The organism is Nonomuraea maheshkhaliensis (genome assembly GCF_039529435.1).
Classification (GTDB): Bacteria; Actinomycetota; Actinomycetes; order Streptosporangiales; family Streptosporangiaceae; genus Nonomuraea; species Nonomuraea maheshkhaliensis.
In genome coordinates this window covers 51,654-70,025 of sequence record NZ_BAAAMU010000056.1, presented here as the reverse complement: position 1 = coordinate 70,025, position 18,372 = coordinate 51,654, and the positions used below count along the sequence as shown (strand labels likewise).

The following is an 18,372-nucleotide window of genomic DNA, read 5'->3' as shown; positions in this document are numbered from 1 at the left end:
CCCCGCGATCGCCGCCGCGGCGGCCGGGAGCAGGCAGCGGACGAGCAGGTCCTGCACGGCCTCGGTGTCGTCCACCATGCGGCTCAGCAGATCGGCGCCTCCATGCCGGGGCCGCTGCGGCGGGATCAGGGCCTCGTACAGCCGCTCCCTGGTGCCGGCCTGGGCACGAAGGGCGACGTCGTGGCCGGTGAGACGCTCGGCGTAGCGGAAGACGCCCTTGCCGGTCGCGAACGCCCTGGTCGCCACGATCGCCACGCTCAACGCGGCCAGCGGCGGCTGCTCGGCGGCCCGCGTGATCAGCCAGGCGGCGGCGGCGATGAGCCCGCGCCCGGCCAGATCGGCCGCCGCCCCGGCCAGCACCGCCCAGAAGAGACGCGTCCCCATACGCCGGTTCATCGCCCGCCCCTTTCCCGCCACGTCACGGTCACCCGCTCCTGCCCGCTCTCCGAAGCACCCGCCTGCGCCGGGTCCGCAGGTGTGGTGTCCGCCTGCGCCGGGTCCGCAGGTGTGGTGTCCGCCTGCGTCGGGTCCGCCTGCGTCGGGTCCGCCTGCGTCTGATCCGCCGATGCCGGGTCCGGAGGCGTCGAGTCCGTACGTGTGCCGTTCCCGGGTGGGGTGTCCATGGATGTGGTGTTCGTGGCGGAGGTGTCGGAGACCACGTGCCCCTGGTGGATGCGGATGACGCGGTCGGCCAGGTCGATCATGGCGAGGCGGTGCGCGACGATGATCGCCGTACGGCCCCTGGACAGCTCGGCGGTGCCCGCCACCACCGCGGCCTCGCTGCGGCCGTCCAGGCGGGCCGTGGGCTCGTCCAGCAGCAGCACCGAAGCGGCGGGGCGGCAGAACGCTCTGGCCAGGGCGATGCGCTGGCGCTGGCCCGCCGACAGGTTGGTGCCGCGTTCGCCGAGTACGGTGTCGAACCCCTCGGGCAGTGCCGCCACGAAGTCCGCGTGCGCCGCGCCGGCCGCCCGGCGTACCTCATCCAGCGACGTCGAAGGCGCCCCCAGCCGGATGTTGTCGGCCACCGACGTGGCGAACAGGTGCGGCCGCTGCGCCACGAACGCCAGCCGCGCGCGCCACCCCGCGAGGTCCAGCTCGCGCAGGTCGACGCCGTCCACGAGGACCCGCCCCTCCGACGGGCTGACGAAGCCGAGGACGAGGTGGAGCAGGGTGCTCTTGCCGCCGCCGCTCTCCCCGACCAGGGCGACCCGCTCGCCCGCGCCGATGGTGAGCGACACGTCCTCCAGGGCCGGCACGTCGCGCCCCGGGTAGCGCACGGTCACGTTCTCGAACCGGATCTCCGGCGTGCCCTGAAGGTCTGGTCCCGGCGTGCCCTCCAGCCGGATCTCCGGCGCACCGCCGCTGGGTGCCCGGTTGCTCCCCGGGGTGGTCGCGAGGGCGCCGGTCCTGGGCGCCGGTTCGTCGCTCGCCCGATCCAGTACGGCGAAGGCCGCGTCGGCGGCGGCCACCCCCTCCATCGAGGCGTGAAAACGCGTCCCCATCGCCCGCAACGGCAGGTACGCCTCCGGCGCCAGCAGCAGCACCAGCAGCGCCGTCGTCAGGTCCAGCGACCCCCCGAGCAGCCGCAGGCCGATCGGCACCGCCACCAGGGCCAACGACAGCGACGCGCACAGCTCCAGCACCAGCGACGACAGGAACGCCACCCGCAACGTGCGCATGGTGGCGCCCCGGTGCGCGTCGGCGATCTCCTTGATGACGGTGGCCTGGTAGCGGGCCCGGCCGAAGGCGCGCAGGGTGGGCAGGCCGCGTACGACGTCGAGGAAGTGCCCGCCGAGCCGCGACAGCGCCAGGTATTGTCGCTCGGTCACCGCCTTGGTGGTCATCCCGACCAGCGCGCCGAAGATCGGGATCAGCGGCAGCGTGATCAGCACGATCACCGCGCTGCCGAGGTCGGCGGCGAAGAGCCGGACCAGCACCGCCAGCGGCACCACGGCGGCCACCGCGATCGACGGCAGGTAGCCGGTCAGGTAGTCGTCGAGCCGGTCGAGGCCGCGTCCGGCCAAGGTGACGAGCTCGCCCGAGCGGTGCGCGGCGAGCCGGGCGGGGCCGAGTTCGCGCAGCCGTTCCAGCAGCCGGTGCCGCAGCGCGGACTTCACGCCCGTCGCGGTGCGCCCGCCGAAGATCCCCTGCGTCCACGCCAGCAGCGCGCGCGCGCCCACCACCGCCGCCAGCAGTGCGAGGGCGGCGGCGGTGAACCGGCCGGACAGCACCCCGGCCAGCAGCTCGGCCTGCACCAGTACGAGCAGCCCCGCCAGCATGGCGGCGGCCATGGCGCCGCCCAGGTGGTGGCGCACCGAGCGCTCGGCCCGCATGAGAGCGAGAAGATCCTTGTGCACGTTCCCTCAGAAGAACGACGGGAGGAGCCGGACGGCGTCCTTGCCTGGCCGGAAAGTGCGCCATACCCATACTTGCGCGCCCAGCATGATGGGCGCGAACGGCAGGACCATGAGACTGAGCACATTCAGCGTGGCCGGCGGCGCGCTGTGCGCCAGCAGGTACGGCATGGCGCCCCCGACCACCCCCAGCGCCGGCAGCGCCGCGACCAGAGCCGTCGCCAGCAGCACCCGCCCCGGCCTGGTGACCCCGAACACGCCCGGCAGCCGCCAGCCCAGGAACGTCCATCCGTGCAGGGCGAACAGCAGCGTCACCACCACGCCCAGCATGAGGCCCACCGGATGCACGGGGGAGGCGGCGAAGCCGGTGGCGGCCGCGTACAGGATCATGCCCCAGCCCACCGACAGCCCCAGGGAGCCGAACGCGATCGCGCCGTCCCAGAAGCCCCGCCACAGGGCGCCGTCCAGCCGGCGGCGGAACCACAGCCCGGCGTCGCGCAGGACCCAGCACAGCAGCATGGCCACGATCAGCGGATACAGCCCGAACAGCACGTGGTGCTCCAGCAGCGGGTAGACGCCGAACAGCGTCCCGGCCACCGCCACCAGCCACACCTCGTTGGCCAGCACGTACGGTGCCACCGCGGCCACCATGCGGTCCCGGTTCGCGCGGGTCCTGCCCAGCACCGGCAGTAACAGCCCGACACCCAGATCGAACCCCTCAAGGGCGAAATATCCGGCCAGCAGCAGTGCGAAGACGACGAACCAGATCACTTCCATGCTCAGCACTCCTCAGTAGCTCAGCGCGGGGGCGCGCGTCTCGTCGCCGGCGGCGCCGAGGTCGAGTCCGTACGGGCCGCGCTTGATCACCCGCGCGATGAGGACGTAGTCGACGACGGCCAGCAGCCCCAGCACCGCCGCGAACCCGATGAGCGAGCCCGTGACCATGCCGGAGGTCAGCCCCGGCGACAGGGCGTCGGCCACGGTGAGCCGCTCCCAGATCATCCAGGGCTGCCGCCCGATCTCCCTGGCCATCCAGCCCAGGATCGACAGGACGAACGGCAGCGGCGTCATCGCGATCAGGATCGGGTGCGTCCACCGCAGCCGCGGCAGGACGGAGATCATCGGCAGCAACACGAGCAGCACGACGAGCGCGAGCAACTGCCCTATCTCGACCATGAGGCCGAGCCCCACGGCGGCCAGAGGGTCGAGGCCGGGGCCGAACTTGTCCTCCGCGACGCCGCCGAACTGCGCGTACCCGAAGCCCATGGCCAGGAAGATGCCGACGGCGGCGGTGACCACGCCGGTGCGCAGCGACCGGGTGAAGAACTCCGTGTCGGGGGTGCGCCGGCGCAGCCGCCACGCGCTCGCGCCCACCAGCACCATGCCGCCGGTGAACAGCCCCGCGCCGATCACGTGGGGGAAGGCGAAGACGAGGGCCTTGTTCGCGAGCAGGGCGCCGAAGTCGGTCAGGTGCATCCGCCCGCCGCTGACCACCGCCCCGGCCGGGTTCTGCAGGAACGAGTTGGCCACCATGACGAAGAACGCGCTCGCGTACGCGGTCAGCGTGACCGCCCAGATGCAGGCCACGTGCGCCCACTTGGGCAGCCGCCCCCATCCGAAGATCCACAGGCCCAGGAACGTGGACTCCAGGAAGAAGGCCACCAGCGTCTCCATGGCCAGCGGCGCGCCGAACACGTCGCCCGCGTACTGTGACAGCCCGCTCCAGGTGAGGCCGAACTGGAACTCCATCACCAGCCCGGTCACGATGCCGAGCGCGTAGTTGATGACGTACACCTGCCCCCAGAACCGCGTCATGGTCTCGTGCACCGGCCGGCCCGACCGCGCCCACCGCGCGTGCATGATCGCCACCAACGGTGCCAGGCCGAGCGTGAGCACCACGAACAGGAAGTGCAGGCTGCCCGTCACCGCGAACTGCGTGCGTGCCAGATCGACTACGTCCATCACCGCTCCCTCATCCCCTGATATGTAGACACTCTACATGTAGACTGGCTACATGCGAGATCGGTGTCTAGGATCGGAGTCATGAATCCGGACGCGCTGCGCGGGCACATGGACGCGCTGCTGCTCTCAGTGCTGGAGCGGGAGCCGCTGCACGGCTACGCCATCATCGAGGCGCTGCTGGAACGCAGCGGGGGCGCGCTCAACGTGCCCACGGGCACCGTCTATCCGGCGCTGCGCCGGCTGGAGCGCATCGGCTACCTGTCCAGCGAGTGGGCCACGGTCGGCGGGCGCAAGCGCCGCACCTACCGGCTCACCGCCTCGGGCAGGAGGCAACTGGAGGGGGAGCGGTCGGCCTGGCGGGAGTTCACGAACGTGATCGGCGGCGTCCTGCGCGCCGAGGCCACCGCCCAGGGGTGAGCGCCCAGGGGTGAGAGCGGAGGAACGTCAGGCGGTCCGTACGGACGCCCGCGTGATCCGCACGCACCGGGTGGCGCCGTAGATCTGCAGCCCCCACATCGCCAGGGTCACCAGGTTGGCCAGCAGGGCCGGCAGCGCGGTGAGGGTGTTGGGTGAGGTGCCGGTGCCGTACGACAGCAGCATGCTCAGGCCGACGGTGACCGGCAGCGCCGTCCAGACCAGCACGCCCAGCGACCTGGTCGCCAGCCGCGGCCGGCGGATCCAGCGCGAACCCCGGCTCAGCGCGAACGTGACGAGGCCGCCGTACACGCCGACGCCGAGCTGCACGACGTCGAGCAGCCGTGAGACGACCGACCACCAGGCCGGCTGCATCGTCCACGCCTCGTCGGTGGCCGGGTAGAGCCGCCACAGCACCGACCACATGGCCACCGTGATCGGCACGCTGACGAACAGCAGCAGACCCAGCCGCCGCCCCGAGCAGGCGGTCAGCTCGGCCTGGTAGCCGGGCGCGATCTCGGCGACCGCCCCGAACTCCGTCACCGCCAGCCGCTCGGCCTCCGCCCGGTCGAGCCCGCCGGCCTCCAGCGCCTCGGCCGTGTCGAGCAGGCTGTCTCGTGCCTCGACGACCAGGTCCCGCTTGGGTCCGTGGGGGCCGGCGAGGGCGTCGTCGAGCTCGGCCACGTAGTCGTCGATGAGCATGCCCCCCAGTGTACGAAGGCCGCCCTCGGGGTCCCATCGGGGAACCCCCTGATATTTCGGCGCTTGTCATGTAGGAAAAATCCTACATATAGTGTCCGGCATGCCGATCTCAACGATCCTCACCGTCACCGTGCCCGTCGCCGACCAGGAACGGGCCCTCGCCTTCTACACCGGCGTGCTCGGCTTCGAGACGCGCACCGACAACCCGTTCCCCTTGGGCCGCTGGCTCACCGTCGCGCCCAAGGGCGCCGAGACCACGCTGCTGCTGGCCTCCTGGTTCCCCGACATGCGGCCGATCGGCGGCCTGGTCGTCGCCGCGCCCGACCTCGACGCGCTGGCCGCCCGGCTGGCCGAGCACGAGGTCGCCTTCGAGGGGCCGGACGAGCAGCCGTGGGGCCGTCAGCTGCTCTTCCACGACCCGTTCGGCAACGGCTTCGTGGTCAGCCAGGCGTGACGGCCGACCACGTCTTCACGGCGCTGGCCAGCCCGGCCAGGCGGGAGCTGCTGCGGTTGCTGCTCGACGAGGGCGCTCAGCCCGCCGGGCGGCTGGCCGAGCGGTTCGACATGAGCAGGCCCAGCGTGTCGGAGCATCTCAAGGTGCTCAAGGACGCCGGGCTGGTCGCCGAGAGCCGCAGGGGCAGGGAACGCCACTACCGGCTGGAGGCGGGGCCGCTGATGGAGATCCGCGACTGGCTCGGCCCGTACGAACGGTTCTGGCGGGAACGGCTCGCCGGCCTCACGACCCTGCTCGACGAGATGGAGGACGACGATGTCCCACCCCGCTGACGACAAGAGCGCGATCAGGCTCGACCAGTTCATCGCGCACCCGCCCGCCAAGGTGTGGCGGGCGCTCACCGAGCCGGAGCTGGTCGCCCGCTGGCTCATGCCCAACGACTTCAAGGCGGAGGTGGGGCACCGGTTCACCTTCACCACCACGCCCAAGAGACAAGTCGGCTTCGACGGGATCGTGTACTGCCAGGTGCTGCGGATCGAGCCGGAGAAGCTGCTGAAGATCAGCTGGAGCGACGGCGGGAGCGCCGACTGGACGGTCACGTGGCGGCTGGAGCCCGAGGGGAAGGGCACCCGGCTGTTCCTCGACCACGAGGGCTTCGACCCCGGGGACGAGCTCCAGCAGCTGTCGCGGCGCATCATGGGCGGCGGCTGGCCGCGCCACTTCGGCGCCATCGAGGCCATCGCCGCCGGCCTCTGACCACCGCGCCGCCGGCAGACCCCCGGGCTCAGCGGGCCCAGATGTGGTGGACGGGGGCGGACGGTAAGGCGGGTGCGCCGGTGTGGCCGGTGGCGTGGGAGGCCGTGCTCCACAGCACCGCCGCCGCGCTGAACGCCGCCACCAGCGCGCACCACGCCGCCGCCCGCCCCATCCGCATGCCGTACCCGCAGACGAGCCACGACACCGACAGCCACCACCCGTGCCCGGCCTGGCGGCGCATCTCCATGGCCGCGAACGCGAAGTCGGCCGCGGTCGCCCGGTCGGTGGGCCGCAGGCCCGCATAGAGCGCGGCCAGGCTGTCGGGCGAGGCGCCGGGGTCGTCGCCGAGGTGGCCGTGCCCGCGCCTGGGGTGCTCGGCGGCGAGCGCGCGCCGCCGCGAGAACCAGCGCAGCATCGGCCAGCGCAGCCCCACCTGGATCCCGCGCGGCGTGAGCGCGAACGTGCAGTCCTTGACCCGCACCCCCGACGGATGGGCGAGCCCGGCGAACCGGCACGACGACAGGTCAAGCCCGAACAGCCCCAGGCTGGCCGCCTCGACCTCCCGCAGCGAGGTCACCGTCGACCTGCCGCGGCCCGTCACGGTGGCGGGCCCGCGCAGCCGCGCGCCCTCCAGGTCGGCCTGCGAGTCGGTGAGCCGCACCGTCATTGGCCCCGTCACCTCCACGCCGCGCAGGTCGACGCCGCAGCGCGCGACCGCCACGTCGAGCAGCCCGTCGGCGCGGGCCCTGGCCGCCGACAGCCGGCCGGTGGCCGACAGGTACGCGTCGGCCGCGAAGTGCGCCCCGTCGAACCCGGCGTGCCCGCTGACCTTGCGGAACGACAGCGTACGGCCGAAGCGCGCGCCCCTGAAGGTGGCGCCGTCGCCGAGCCTGGCGCCGTCGAAGGTGGCGTAGCCGTCGAACCTGGCCCGCTCGCACGACAGCCCGTGCCCGAACACGGCCTGGCTGAACAGCGCGTCGCGTGACATCACGGCCCGGTCGAGCGAGACGTGGCCGCGCACGGTGACGCCGTGGAAGGACAGCTCCCGGCTGAACCGCACGCCGGCCAGCGACACGTTGCCCTCGAACCGGGCGCCGAAGAACGAGGCCAGCCGCTCGAACGTGGCGCCGTCGAGGGACACGTCGCCCCCGAACGTCACCCCCGCCAGCTTGACGTCGCCGGTGAACCTGACCCGGTCGAGCCGGGTCCTGCCGGGCCTGGCGCCGGTGGCGTCGAGCACCCGGGACAGCAGATCGCTCGTGACGGTGGTGCCGCGCAGGTCGAGCAGGCGGCCGGGGGACAGCGCGCCGAGCGCCGCGCCGAGTTGTTCTGGGGGCAGATGTGCCAGGCAGAGGCCGGACGGCCGGCCGGCGATTCCGGTGCAACCAGCAGAATGCGCGCAGGTGACCCAGTCCATGCATGGGTGATACCCGCCGCGGCCGATGTCAAGGTTCGGTGATTTCATGTTCTCTCCACTTTTATGTGGAAATATGCGAGCTAAATTGCCTCTAAAGTGCGTGACATGCGAGCTTTATCCCAAGCCTCCTTGGCCGCCCTCCTCGCGGTGGCCTTGTGCGCAGGTCCCGCGGCCGCCGAACCGGCGGCGCCCTGCGACACCCCGGCCACCCACCGCATCGCCCAGGTGCAGGGTGACGGTGACGCCACCCCGCTGGCCGGCCAGACGGTGCGGGTCGAGGGGATCGTCACCGGCGACTTCCAGCGCTCCGACCAGCTGAGCGGGTTCTTCCTCCAGGATCCGAGCCCCGACGCCGACCCGCGGACGTCCGAGGGGCTGTTCGCCTTCGCCAGGGACACGGTCAAGGACGTCCAGCCCGGTGACCGGGTCCTCGTGAGCGGCCGGGCGATCGAGTTCAACGGCTGGACCGAGCTGTCGCCGGTCACCGCCGTGGACGTGTGCGGCACCGGCAAGGTGAAGGCGCAGTCGTACCGGCTGCCCTCCGACGGGCTTGAGCCCGTCGAGAACATGCTGCTGACCTTCCCGCAGCCGCTGACCGTGAGCGAGCACTTCAACCTCGGCCGCTTCGGCGAGGTCGTGCTCTCCTCGCAGGGGCGGCTGTTCCAGCCGACCGACCGCCGCGGGGTGGACGCCGCGCGGAACGAGCGCCGCTCCCTGCTCGTCGACGACGGCTCCACCCGCGAGAACCCTGCCGCCCTACCGCCCATCGTGCGCACGGGCGCCGTGGCCGTCGGCGTGACAGGCGTTCTCGGGTACGGGTTCGGCTCCTACCGCCTGCAACCCACCAAGCCCGTGAGCTACCTGAACGCCAACCCGCGCCCGCCCAAGCCGTCCCCGGTCGTGGGCAACGTCAAGGTGGCCTCGTTCAACACGCTGAACTGGTTCACCACCCTCGGCTCCAGGGGCGCGAGCAACGCCGTGGAGCAGCAGCGCCAGCTCGCCAAACTGGTCGCCGCGCTCAAGGGGCTGAACGCCGACGCGGTGGCCCTCATGGAGGTCGAGAACAACGGCCAGACCGCCTTGCAGGCGCTCGTGGACGCCGTCAACGCCGAGGTCGGAGCCGGTACGTACGCCGCGCTCGCGCACCCGTTCCCCGGCACCGACGCCATCCAGGTCGGCCTCATCTACAAGCCCGCCAAGCTGACCCCCGTCGGCGAGCCCAAAGCCTCGCAGGACGCCGTGTTCAGCCGCCCGCCGCTGATCCAGACCTTCCGCAGGAAGAGCGGCGGCCAGCCGTTCACCATGCTGGTCAACCACTTGAAGTCCAAGGGCAGCTGCCCGGCGAGCGGCCCCGACGCCGACCAGGGCGACGGGCAGAGCTGCTGGAACCCCACCCGCGTGGCCCAGGCCCAGGCGCTGCTCGGCATCGTCGCGGACCAGGACCTGCCCAACCCGATCGTGCTCGGCGACCTCAACGCCTACGGCGAGGAGGACCCGATCGAAACCCTGGAGGCGGGCGGCCTGACCAGCGTCACGAAGAGGTTCGTGCCCGAGCCGCAGCGCTACAGCTACCTCTTCGACGGGCTGGCGGGTGAGCTCGACCACGCCCTCGTCGGCAAGCAGCTGCTCAAGCGGGTGACGAGCGCGACGATCTGGCACATCAACTCCGACGAGCCGCGCATCCGCGACTACAACCAGGAGTTCAACCCGCCCGGCCTCTACCAGCCGGACGCCTACCGCTCCTCCGACCACGATCCGCTGGTCATCGGCCTGACGCTGCCCGGCGGTCGCTGAACCCGCGCGCGGGCGCGGCACGCACGGGGCCGCGCCCGCCGCCGGGCATGGAATGCTGGTGCCGGGTACGTGGTTGAAACCGATGCACTTCAGCGACAAACCGCATGACAGCGACAACGAGCGAGGAGCCACTTGTGGCGACTATCGAAGTAACAGAGAAGAACTTCAACGACATCGCCGACAAGGGGATCGTGCTGCTCGACTTCTGGGCCGAGTGGTGCCCGCCGTGCAAGAAGTTCGGGCCGATCTTCGAGCAGGCGTCCGACAAGCACGACGACATCACCTTCGGCAAGATCGACACCGACGCCGAGCAGGGGCTCGCGCAGGGATTCGACATCACCTCGATCCCCACGCTGATGGCGATCCGTGACGGCATCGTCGTCTTCGCGCAGGCCGGCGCCATCCCCGGGCCCGCGCTCGAAGACCTCATCCGCCAGGTGAAGGCGCTCGACATGGACGCGATCAGGGCCGAGCTCAGCGAGGAGCTGAAGAGCGCCCAGCAGAACTGACCTTCCCCGCGGAAAGACCCCGCCCACGTGAGCGGGGTCTTAGCGTGTCCAGGGGCCCTCAGGGCTTGCGGCCGACCCCCACGTAGCCGAACGTGATGCCGTTCCCGGGCGCGTCCGGGTCCTCGGGACGCCAGCCGTTCGGGTACGTCAGTCCCGGCTCCGCCAGCTCGTAGCCCTCGAAGAAGCGCAGGACCTCGTCCCGCGTGCGCAGGTTGAGCGCGGCGGTGGCCTTGCGGTAGATCTCCAGGGCCTGCGGGGTGGTGTCCGGCGTGCTGTCCACGGCGTGGCTGATGACCAGGTAGCTGCCGGGCGCGCTGGCCTCGCGCAGCCTCGTCACCACGTCGTAGGCGTCGTCGTCGGGGATGAAGTGCAGGATCGCCAGCATCAGGAACGCCACGGGCTGCTCGAAGTTCACCATCGTGCCGAGCTTGTCCAGCAGCGCCTCGGGCTCACGCACGTCGGCCTGGAGGAAGTCCACGTTGTCCCGCCTGGCCAGCAGCGCCCTGCCGTGCACGCACACCACGGAGTCGTAGTCCACGTACACCACGCGCGCCTCAGGGGCGATCTCGTGAGTGTTGCCCTGAGTGGGCAGCCCGGCGCCCAGGTCCACGATCTGCCTGACGCCCTGGTCCACCAGGTGCCGCACCGCCCGCCGCAGGAACGCCCGGTTCGCGCGAGCGCCCTCCTTGGTGTGCGGGAACGTCTGGAGGATCTGCTCCGCGGCGGCCCGGTCGGCCGCGAAGTTGTCCTTGCCGTCGAGGAAATAGTCGTACATTCGCGCGACGTTGGGGACGTTCGGGTCGACCCCCTCTGGAGCATTATCCACGGATCATCTCCCGAAAAATTGATATCTATCGGGGCGATCATAGCCCTGGAATCCCAGGGTTCACCGAGGGTTCTTCACGTACGGCGATGAGACCTGAATCACTTTTCATCTCAGCCGTTCACCCGCGCATGCCCGGCCGGGCGAGGGTCGCCGCCGGGAGCCCGGCGGCGACGGAGCCTCGGCAGGTCAGCCGCGGTAGAGCTCTGCCACGCGGAAGGCCAGGTCGAGCGACTGGCTGCGGTTGAGCCTGGGGTCGCACGCCGTCTCGTAGCGGGTCGCGAGGTCGGTCTCGCCGATCTCGTGCCCGCCGCCGACACACTCGGTCACGTCGTCGCCGGTGAACTCGATGTGGATGCCTCCGGGGTGCGTGCCGAGCGAGCGGTGCACCTCGAAGAAGCCGGCCACCTCGTCCAGCACGTCGTCCACGCGGCGGGTCTTGTGCCCGCTGGGCGCCTCGAACGTGTTGCCGTGCATCGGGTCGCAGATCCAGGCCACCCGGGCGCCGGTCGCGGTGACCTCCTTGACCAGCGCGGGCAGGTGCTCGCGGATCTTGGAGGCGCCCATGCGGGTGATGAACGTGAGCCGCCCGGCCTCGTTGCCCGGATTGAGCTTGTCGATGAGCGCCAGCGCCTCCTCCGGCGTCGTCGTCGGGCCGAGCTTGACGCCGATCGGGTTGCGGATCTTGGAGAAGAACTCGACGTGGGCCCCGTCGAGCTGGCGGGTGCGCTCGCCGATCCAGACCATGTGCGCCGACACGTCGTAGGGCAGGCCCGTACGCGAGTCGATGCGGGTGAGCGCCTGGTCGTAGTCGAGGATCAGAGCCTCGTGCGAGGAGTAGAACTCGACCGTGTGGAACTCCTCGGGGTCGGCCCCGCAGGCCCGCATGAACGCGAGAGCCTGGTCGATCTCCCTGGCCAGTTGCTCGTAACGGCGGCCGGCGGGCGACTCGCCCACGAAGTCCTGGTTCCAGGCGTGCACCTGGCGCAGGTCGGCGTAGCCGCCCTTGGTGAAGGCCCGGGCCAGGTTGAGCGTCACGGCCGAGGAGTGGTACGCCTTGAGCAGCCGCCACGGATCGGGCCTGCGCGCCTCGGGGGTGAAGTCGAAGCCGTTGACCATGTCGCCCCGGTAGGCGGGCAGCTCGACCCCGCCCCGGGTCTCGGTGCCCTTCGAACGCGGCTTGGCGAACTGGCCCGCGACCCGGCCGATCTTGACCACCGGCACCCGGCCGGCGTAGGTCAGCACGATGGCCATCTGCAGCAAGGTCTTCAGCTTTTGGCGCACGTTGTCGGCCGTGGCGCCGGAGAAGGTCTCGGCGCAGTCGCCGCCCTGAAGGACGAACGCCTCACCGCGCGCGACGGCGGCCAGCTGCTCCTTGAGCTGGTCGCATTCGCCGGCGAAGACCAATGGGGGCAGGCCGCCGAGCTCGGCGACAACCTTGTCGAGCTCGCCGCGGTCTGGCCAGTCAGGCTGCTGCGCCGCGGGGAGGGCTCGCCAGGTATCGAGGTCCACTAGATTGCTGCTCACGAGATACGAGGGTATTCCACTGGCCCGGCCCCACCGACCCTCATGTCCACGTTGTGAGAATGCGGTTATACCCATACGAACCCAGAGGCGGTCAAAGTTCCTTTACCGCCACGTGCTCGGGTCTGACACCGTGGCCGATGAAGCGCGGCGCCAGCAGGCCGACCAGGGGAATTCTGGTCAGATCGCGCGGCAGCCCGGTCGGGTCGATCCGCCGCCGCAGCGCCGGGCCGATGACCCGGTTCTGCACCAGCCGCTGGGCCGCCTGGGTCACCCTGGTCGGGAGCATGCGCCGGCGTTGCAGCCGGTGCAGCGTCCGCTCGGGGATCGGCGCGCCCGCCTTGAGCGCGCCCGCCAGCAGGTTGGCGGTGGCCACCGCGTCCTGCACGGCCAGGTTGATGCCGACCCCGAAGACCGGCGACATCGCGTGCGCGGCGTCCCCGATGCACAGAAACCCCGGCCGGTGCCAGCGGCGCAGCCGGTCGAGCCGGACGGTCAGCACGCTGACGTCGTCGTAGCCGCCGATCCCGGCCACCCGGTCGGCCAGCCACGGCATCAGCCTGGCCACGGGCTCGCGCAGCGCGTCGATGCCCTGCCGGCGCATCTCTTCGTAGCCGCCCTTGAGCACGAGGTAGGCCAGCTGCCAGTAGCTCTCGCGGTTGATCGCGACCATCATGCGCCCGCCGGCGATGCGCAGGAACGTGTCGTCCCTGTCGGTCTCGTGGCGGGGCAGCCGGAACCAGACCACGTCCATCGGCGCGCCGAGGTTCTCGGGCACCAGGCCCGCGCGGGCGCGCAGCACCGAGTGCCGCCCGTCGGCGGCCACCGTCAGGTCCGCCCTGATCTCGTGCTCGCCTGAGTCGTCGCGGTAACGCAGCCCGCGGACGGCGCCGCCCTCGCGGATCAGGTCGTACGCCTCGGCGTTCATCAGCAGCCGGAACCCCGGGTAGCGCTCGGCCGCCGACGTGATGAGCGTGAGGAAGTCCCACTGCGGCACGAACGCGATGTACTTGTAGGCGCCGCGCAGCCCGCGCAGGTCGGCCAGCCTGACCTCACCGGCGTCGGTGACCAGGTTGAGCTCGTACGTCTTGCGGTGCGGGAGCTTCAGGAACTCCGGCGCCAGTCCCAGCTCGTCGAGCACCTGCAGCGTCGAGGGGTGGATCGTGTCACCCCGGAAGTCGCGCAGGAAGTCGCCGTGCTTCTCCAGCAGCGTCACCTCGACGCCCGCTCTGGCCAGCAGCAGGGCCAGCATCGCTCCGGCGGGTCCGCCGCCGGCTATCACACATCCCATAATTCATCACCCAATGAGATTGTCTCATGTTGCGGGAAAAGAGCAAGACCGGAAACCATCCGCCATGCCCGAACGGCCGAAGTACATGCGTGAGCCGCCTCTCACCGCAGGGAGTGGACGATGAAGGACGAACTCCACACCCTCTCTGGCGCCTACGCCGTGCACGCACTGCCGTACGCCGAGTGGGTGCGGTTCGAGCAGCACCTGCACGTGTGCCAGGGCTGCTCGGACGAGGTGCGACGCCTGCGCGAGACCGCCGCGAAACTGGCCGAGTCGGTGGCCGAGCCGCCGCCCACGGGGCTGCGCGGTCGCCTGCTCGCCGCCGCGCATCGCTCACGCGGCCCCGAGAGCCGTCCCGATGACGCCCACCACCCCGCCGCCCGCCCCGGACCCTGGCCGGGCTCGCCGGCCGGGCCGCACATCACCGGGACCGAGCCGCCCGCCACCGCCGGCGGGCCGCACATTGCGGCAGGCGGGCCGTACGTCACCGCCGACGCGGACATCGCCGCGGGCGGGCCGTACCTGGTCGCGGACGGCGGGGTGCCGGTGCCGCGGCGGCGGCGGACGAAGGTCATGGCGGGGCGGCGGCCGTCGCGCTGGGCGTGGTCGCCTTCGACGCCCGCCGCGACCTGGAGGAGGCCGCCACCAGGAACGAGCGGCTGGTCGCGGTGCTGGCCGCGCCCGACGCCGAGACGCTGCGCCGGCTGATCGCCTCCGGCGGCACGGGCACGATCGTCATCTCGCGGGACGAGGGCCGGGTGCTGTTCACCTCGTCGGGCCTGCCGGAGCTGCCCGCCACGAAGGCGTACGAGCTGTGGCTGATGGACCCGGCCGGCCCCCGCCCCGCAGGGCTGCTGCACAGGGGTGCGGACGGGATGACCGCCCCCCTGGTGCTCGTGGCGCTGAAGCGCGACGACCGCGTCGCGCTGACCGTCGAGCCAGCAGGCGGCTCCGACCGCCCGACCACCCGCCCGATCATGCTGGCGGAACTGCCGCGCGCCTGACCGCCCGCACCCCATCGCCCGCACCCCCATCGCCCGCACCCCCGTCGCGCGCATCCCCCTGCACGCACTCCACCGCGCGGACCTGCGCGCGTGACCTGATCATGGCGGGTCCGATCGGGACATATCCCGAATCGGGCGGGTTTGATGGGGTTTGGGGATGGACGCGCGGGCAGCGCCGGTCCGATAGTGCTGATCATGCGTATCTTCGCGGCCCTCACTCTGGCCGCCGCCACGTTATGCCTCTCCCCGGCCGCCCCCGCGAGCGCCGCCGAGCCGGGATCGGCCACCGTCGTGCCCGTGCAGGTCACGGGCACGACCGCCAAGCGGTTCAACCTGATCGTCATGGGCGACGGCTACACCGAGGCCGAGCAGGAGAAGTTCCGGGCCGACACCGACCGGCACCTCAACGTCATGTGGTCGATCGAGCCGTTCAAGTCCTACCGCAACTACATCAACGTCTACCGGATCGACATCGTCTCGGGGGAGTCGGGCATCAGCTGCGACCCCGGCCTCGACGCGCCGCGCAGGACGACCCCGCTGAGCATGGGCTTCTGGGGCCAGTGCAACCCGGGCAGCGTCCAGCGCCTGATCACCATGGACAACGCCGCCGCCACCCGCTACGCGAACATGGTCACCGGCACCTCCTCGGCCAACCGGCAGATCCTCGCGCTCGGCAACAGCGGCACGTACGGCGGCGCGGGCGGCTCGTACGCCACCGCCTCGGGCAGCAACAGCATGTCCGCCCTGATCAGCCCGCACGAGCTGGGCCACTCCCTGGGCGGGCTGCAGGACGAGTACGACTACTACCAGCGCGGCGTCCCCGGCGGCGCCTACACGGGCCCCGAGCCGTCCAGCGCCCACCACACGCTGCTCACCGAGCGCGAGATGAGCGACCAGCGCAGGAAGTGGTGGCGCTGGCTGGGCGAGCCCAGCGAGTCGGGCGGCCCGATCGGCCGCTACGAGGGCGGCATGTACGCGACCACCGGCGTGTGGCGGCCCAGCGCCCACTCGATGATGAAGACCCTCGGCTACTACTTCGACCAGGTCAGCCGCGAGGTCATGGTGCGCAGCATCACCGCCAAGACGATGGTCGTCCAGGACGCCACGCCCTCGGGCGCGCCGGTCGGCGCGGACCGGGTGCTGTGGGTCGAGCCGATGCGCCCCGTCGGCCACTCCCTGGTCACCACCTGGAACGTGGACGGCCGGGACCTGCCGGGCGACCGCGACTCCCTCGACCTGCGCGAGCTCGGCCTGGCCCAGGGCCGGCACACGGTCACCGCGACCGTCTCCGACCCCACCGAGTTCGTCCGCGACCCGGCCGTCAGGGCGGCCATGACCAGGTCCCGCACCTGGACGGTGGACACCGCGATCACCACCCCGCCGGACGCCACCGAGCCCGCGTTCGTCTCCTCAACCCCCACCGACCGGCCGCTCGGCCGCGACGACGTCGTCTACGTGGAGACCACGCACCCCGCCCAGACCGTCCCCCAGGTCACCTGGACGCTGAACGGCACCCGGTACGAGGGCACCGACCTGGACCTCGGCGAGCTGGACCTGAAGCCCGGCACGCACACCCTCACCGCCGCCCTCGGTGCAAGCACGCTGACCTGGACGATCGACGCCACAAGCCCGGCCACCGCGTACGAGCTGTCGCGCCCGCTGGCCCGCTCCGGCCACACCTACGTCTACAACGGCCCCTTCACCATGCGGCTCACCGGCACCGACGACAAGGACGGCTACGTCGTGTCGGAGTCGCGGGTGGACGGCGACGGCTGGTTCAACTACTTCGGCTGGCCCACCTCGTCCGAGCTGCCGTGGACGTTCACGGAGCAGGGCACGACGATCGACTCGCTCGTGTACGGCAAGCTGCCGCGCGGCCGGCACACGATCGAGTACCGCTCGATCGACGCGGCCGGCAACTACGGCAAGCCGGACAAGTTCACCGTCACCACGATCGCCCCGCCGCCCGCCTGCACCCGCACCGTCACCGGCGTGCACCGCGGCGCGCTCGTCGTGTCCTCCGGGGTCACCTGCCTCGACGGCGCCGAGGTGACGGGGGCGGTCACGGTCAGGCCGGGCGCCTCGCTCGTCGTCACCGGCGGCCGCGTCACCGGCGCGCTCACCGCCGCGGGGGCCGCGCAGGTGCACCTGCTCGGCACGCGCGTCAGCGGCGCGCTCGCCGTGAGCGGCGCGGGCAACCTCACCGTCGTGGGCGCCGACCTGCGCGGCGCCGCGCTGCTGAGCGGCAACACCGCGCCGATCCTGTCGGGCAGCACGATCGCGGGCGCGCTCGCCTGCTCCGGCACCATGCCGGTCGACCTCGGCGTGCCCAACACGGTCAAGGGCGGCGGCGCCTGCGCCGACCTAGCCGACGGCTCCGGGGGACGCGCGTACGAGGCGGTCGAGCACCTCGGTCAGTGAGGCCGTGGCGAGGTCGCAGACCCTGGCGTACTCGTCCTTCGGGTACTGCCGGGGTCCGTTCTCGATCAGCAGGATCAGGTAGAGGTAGGCCCGGTAGAGGTCGAGCCGGACCATCGCGGCGGGCGTGAGCTCCAGCGGCGTCACCTCGCGGTAGCCCGCCAGCAGCGGATCGTCCTCGCTCAGCTCGCCGAAGATCGTCGGGGGGACGAACTCGGCGAGCGGGTCGCCCCAGAAGGCGCGCTCGTGGTCGATGATCGCCTCGATCCGCGGCGTGCCGCGCAGGTCGAGGAAGACGTTGCCGGGCCACACGTCGAAGTGCACCAGCCGCGGCGTCGTCACCTCGTCCAGCACGGGCGCCGCGGCCTCGAACACCTCCATGATCGCCGCGGTCGGCAGCGGCAGCGGCGTGGGGAAGCATTCGGTGTCGCCCAGCAGCGCCGCCACCATGGCCAGGAACGCCTCCCGCCACGTCGCGCCCACGATGCCGGCGTGCGGATAGCCGAACACCTCGCCCGTCACCGCGTTGAACCTGGCCAGATGCCCGCCCAGCTCCCGGCGCAGCGCCGCCTCGCCCTCGGGCTTGACGTCGTTCCACGACACGCCGTCGAGCGCGTCCAGCAGCAGGTAGTCGCCGCCCAGCACCGGATCGTCGAAGCCGGCCCGCAGCAGCCCCGCCACCGGCACGCCCGCCTCCAGCGCCAGGGCGATGGCGGCGGCCTCCATGCGCAGCAGGTTGGTCTCGTAGCTGAGCTGGCGCAGCTCGGGCGGCGGCGACAACTTGAGCACCGCCTCCCTGCCGTCCTCCAGCTTCAGCCGCCAGACGGCGTTGGCGTAGCCGTCGGTCAGCTCGGTGGCGCTGGTGACGCCCGTGCCGATCGCCCGCCTGACGAGCGCGTCGAGCTCGGCGGGCGGTAACCGGCGCTTGGTCCTGCTGTCCACGGGGCCCC

Annotated in this window: 17 protein-coding genes and 1 pseudogene; 8 read left to right on the top strand and 10 right to left on the bottom strand. The window is 71.7% G+C overall.

Annotated elements, in window-relative coordinates; genetic code table 11:
- From ABFX54_RS31765 to ABFX54_RS31750, 4 genes and pseudogenes are all read right to left on the bottom strand, one after another.
- Positions 1–396 (bottom strand): annotated as a pseudogene (locus ABFX54_RS31765) (thiol reductant ABC exporter subunit CydC); the annotation flags it as partial.
- The gene (gene cydD, locus ABFX54_RS31760; protein ID WP_346110254.1) at positions 393–2,357 is read right to left on the bottom strand and encodes a thiol reductant ABC exporter subunit CydD; all 1,965 of its coding nucleotides are present in this window, start codon (positions 2,355–2,357) and stop codon (positions 393–395) included. The pseudogene ABFX54_RS31765 and the gene cydD, both read right to left, overlap by 4 nt.
- 6 nt (positions 2,358–2,363) lie before the next feature.
- Positions 2,364–3,131, bottom strand: a complete 768-nt coding sequence (locus tag ABFX54_RS31755) for a cytochrome d ubiquinol oxidase subunit II (protein WP_346110253.1) — start codon at positions 3,129–3,131, stop codon at positions 2,364–2,366.
- Positions 3,132–3,143: 12 nt separating this feature from the next.
- On the bottom strand, positions 3,144–4,316 hold the full coding sequence (locus tag ABFX54_RS31750; RefSeq protein WP_346110252.1) for a cytochrome ubiquinol oxidase subunit I: 1,173 nt from the start codon (positions 4,314–4,316) through the stop codon (positions 3,144–3,146).
- Positions 4,317–4,397: 81 nt separating this feature from the next.
- On the opposite strand from ABFX54_RS31750, the gene ABFX54_RS31745 reads away from it, so the two are divergent.
- Entirely contained in the window at positions 4,398–4,733 is a 336-nt protein-coding gene (locus ABFX54_RS31745; RefSeq protein ID WP_346110251.1) for a helix-turn-helix transcriptional regulator, read from the top strand.
- 27 nt (positions 4,734–4,760) lie between these two features.
- On the opposite strand, the gene ABFX54_RS31740 is transcribed toward ABFX54_RS31745, so the two are convergent.
- Positions 4,761–5,432, bottom strand: a complete 672-nt coding sequence (locus ABFX54_RS31740) for a permease prefix domain 1-containing protein (protein ID WP_346110250.1) — start codon at positions 5,430–5,432, stop codon at positions 4,761–4,763.
- Between the two features lie 100 nt (positions 5,433–5,532).
- On the opposite strand from ABFX54_RS31740, the gene ABFX54_RS31735 reads away from it, so the two are divergent.
- From ABFX54_RS31735 to ABFX54_RS31725, 3 genes are read left to right on the top strand one after another with little or no spacing between them, the layout of a single operon-like run.
- Complete coding sequence (locus tag ABFX54_RS31735) at positions 5,533–5,886, top strand: VOC family protein (protein WP_346110249.1); 354 nt, start codon at positions 5,533–5,535, stop codon at positions 5,884–5,886.
- Positions 5,883–6,218: an ArsR/SmtB family transcription factor gene (locus ABFX54_RS31730; RefSeq protein WP_346110248.1), complete on the top strand. Its 336-nt coding sequence runs from the start codon at positions 5,883–5,885 to the stop codon at positions 6,216–6,218. Before ABFX54_RS31735 ends, ABFX54_RS31730 begins: the two co-directional genes overlap by 4 nt.
- Positions 6,202–6,642: an SRPBCC family protein gene (locus ABFX54_RS31725; protein WP_346110247.1), complete on the top strand. Its 441-nt coding sequence runs from the start codon at positions 6,202–6,204 to the stop codon at positions 6,640–6,642. The genes ABFX54_RS31730 and ABFX54_RS31725 overlap by 17 nt, the downstream gene beginning before the upstream one ends.
- Positions 6,643–6,670: 28 nt before the next feature.
- On the opposite strand, the gene ABFX54_RS31720 is transcribed toward ABFX54_RS31725, so the two are convergent.
- The gene (locus ABFX54_RS31720) at positions 6,671–8,059 is read right to left on the bottom strand and encodes a pentapeptide repeat-containing protein (RefSeq protein ID WP_346110246.1); all 1,389 of its coding nucleotides are present in this window, start codon (positions 8,057–8,059) and stop codon (positions 6,671–6,673) included.
- Positions 8,060–8,164: 105 nt separating this feature from the next.
- Here ABFX54_RS31720 and ABFX54_RS31715 point away from each other — a divergent pair, with 105 nt between their 5' ends.
- Entirely contained in the window at positions 8,165–9,853 is a 1,689-nt protein-coding gene (locus ABFX54_RS31715) for an ExeM/NucH family extracellular endonuclease (RefSeq protein WP_346110245.1), read from the top strand.
- Between the two features lie 134 nt (positions 9,854–9,987).
- On the top strand, positions 9,988–10,362 hold the full coding sequence (locus tag ABFX54_RS31710) for a thioredoxin family protein (protein ID WP_346110244.1): 375 nt from the start codon (positions 9,988–9,990) through the stop codon (positions 10,360–10,362).
- Between the two features lie 58 nt (positions 10,363–10,420).
- Here ABFX54_RS31710 and ABFX54_RS31705 read toward each other — a convergent pair whose 3' ends face one another.
- From ABFX54_RS31705 to ABFX54_RS31695, 3 genes are all read right to left on the bottom strand, one after another.
- Positions 10,421–11,188, bottom strand: a complete 768-nt coding sequence (locus tag ABFX54_RS31705) for an SAM-dependent methyltransferase (RefSeq protein ID WP_346110243.1) — start codon at positions 11,186–11,188, stop codon at positions 10,421–10,423.
- Between the two features lie 186 nt (positions 11,189–11,374).
- Positions 11,375–12,712, bottom strand: coding sequence for a class II 3-deoxy-7-phosphoheptulonate synthase (locus ABFX54_RS31700; RefSeq protein ID WP_346110242.1), 1,338 nt, complete (start codon positions 12,710–12,712; stop codon positions 11,375–11,377).
- A gap of 91 nt (positions 12,713–12,803) precedes the next feature.
- On the bottom strand, positions 12,804–14,000 hold the full coding sequence (locus ABFX54_RS31695) for an FAD-dependent oxidoreductase (RefSeq protein ID WP_346110241.1): 1,197 nt from the start codon (positions 13,998–14,000) through the stop codon (positions 12,804–12,806).
- 392 nt (positions 14,001–14,392) lie between these two features.
- On the opposite strand from ABFX54_RS31695, the gene ABFX54_RS31690 reads away from it, so the two are divergent.
- Together ABFX54_RS31690 and ABFX54_RS31685 are read left to right on the top strand one after the other, a co-directional pair.
- On the top strand, positions 14,393–15,004 hold the full coding sequence (locus ABFX54_RS31690) for an anti-sigma factor (RefSeq protein ID WP_346110257.1): 612 nt from the start codon (positions 14,393–14,395) through the stop codon (positions 15,002–15,004).
- A 195-nt stretch (positions 15,005–15,199) separates the two neighbouring features.
- The gene (locus ABFX54_RS31685; protein ID WP_346110240.1) at positions 15,200–17,425 is read left to right on the top strand and encodes a M64 family metallopeptidase; all 2,226 of its coding nucleotides are present in this window, start codon (positions 15,200–15,202) and stop codon (positions 17,423–17,425) included.
- Here the strand turns inward: ABFX54_RS31685 and ABFX54_RS31680 are convergent.
- Positions 17,369–18,364, bottom strand: a complete 996-nt coding sequence (locus ABFX54_RS31680) for a phosphotransferase family protein (RefSeq protein ID WP_346110239.1) — start codon at positions 18,362–18,364, stop codon at positions 17,369–17,371. The genes ABFX54_RS31685 and ABFX54_RS31680 overlap by 57 nt on opposite strands.
- Between the last annotated feature and the right edge of the window lie 8 nt (positions 18,365–18,372).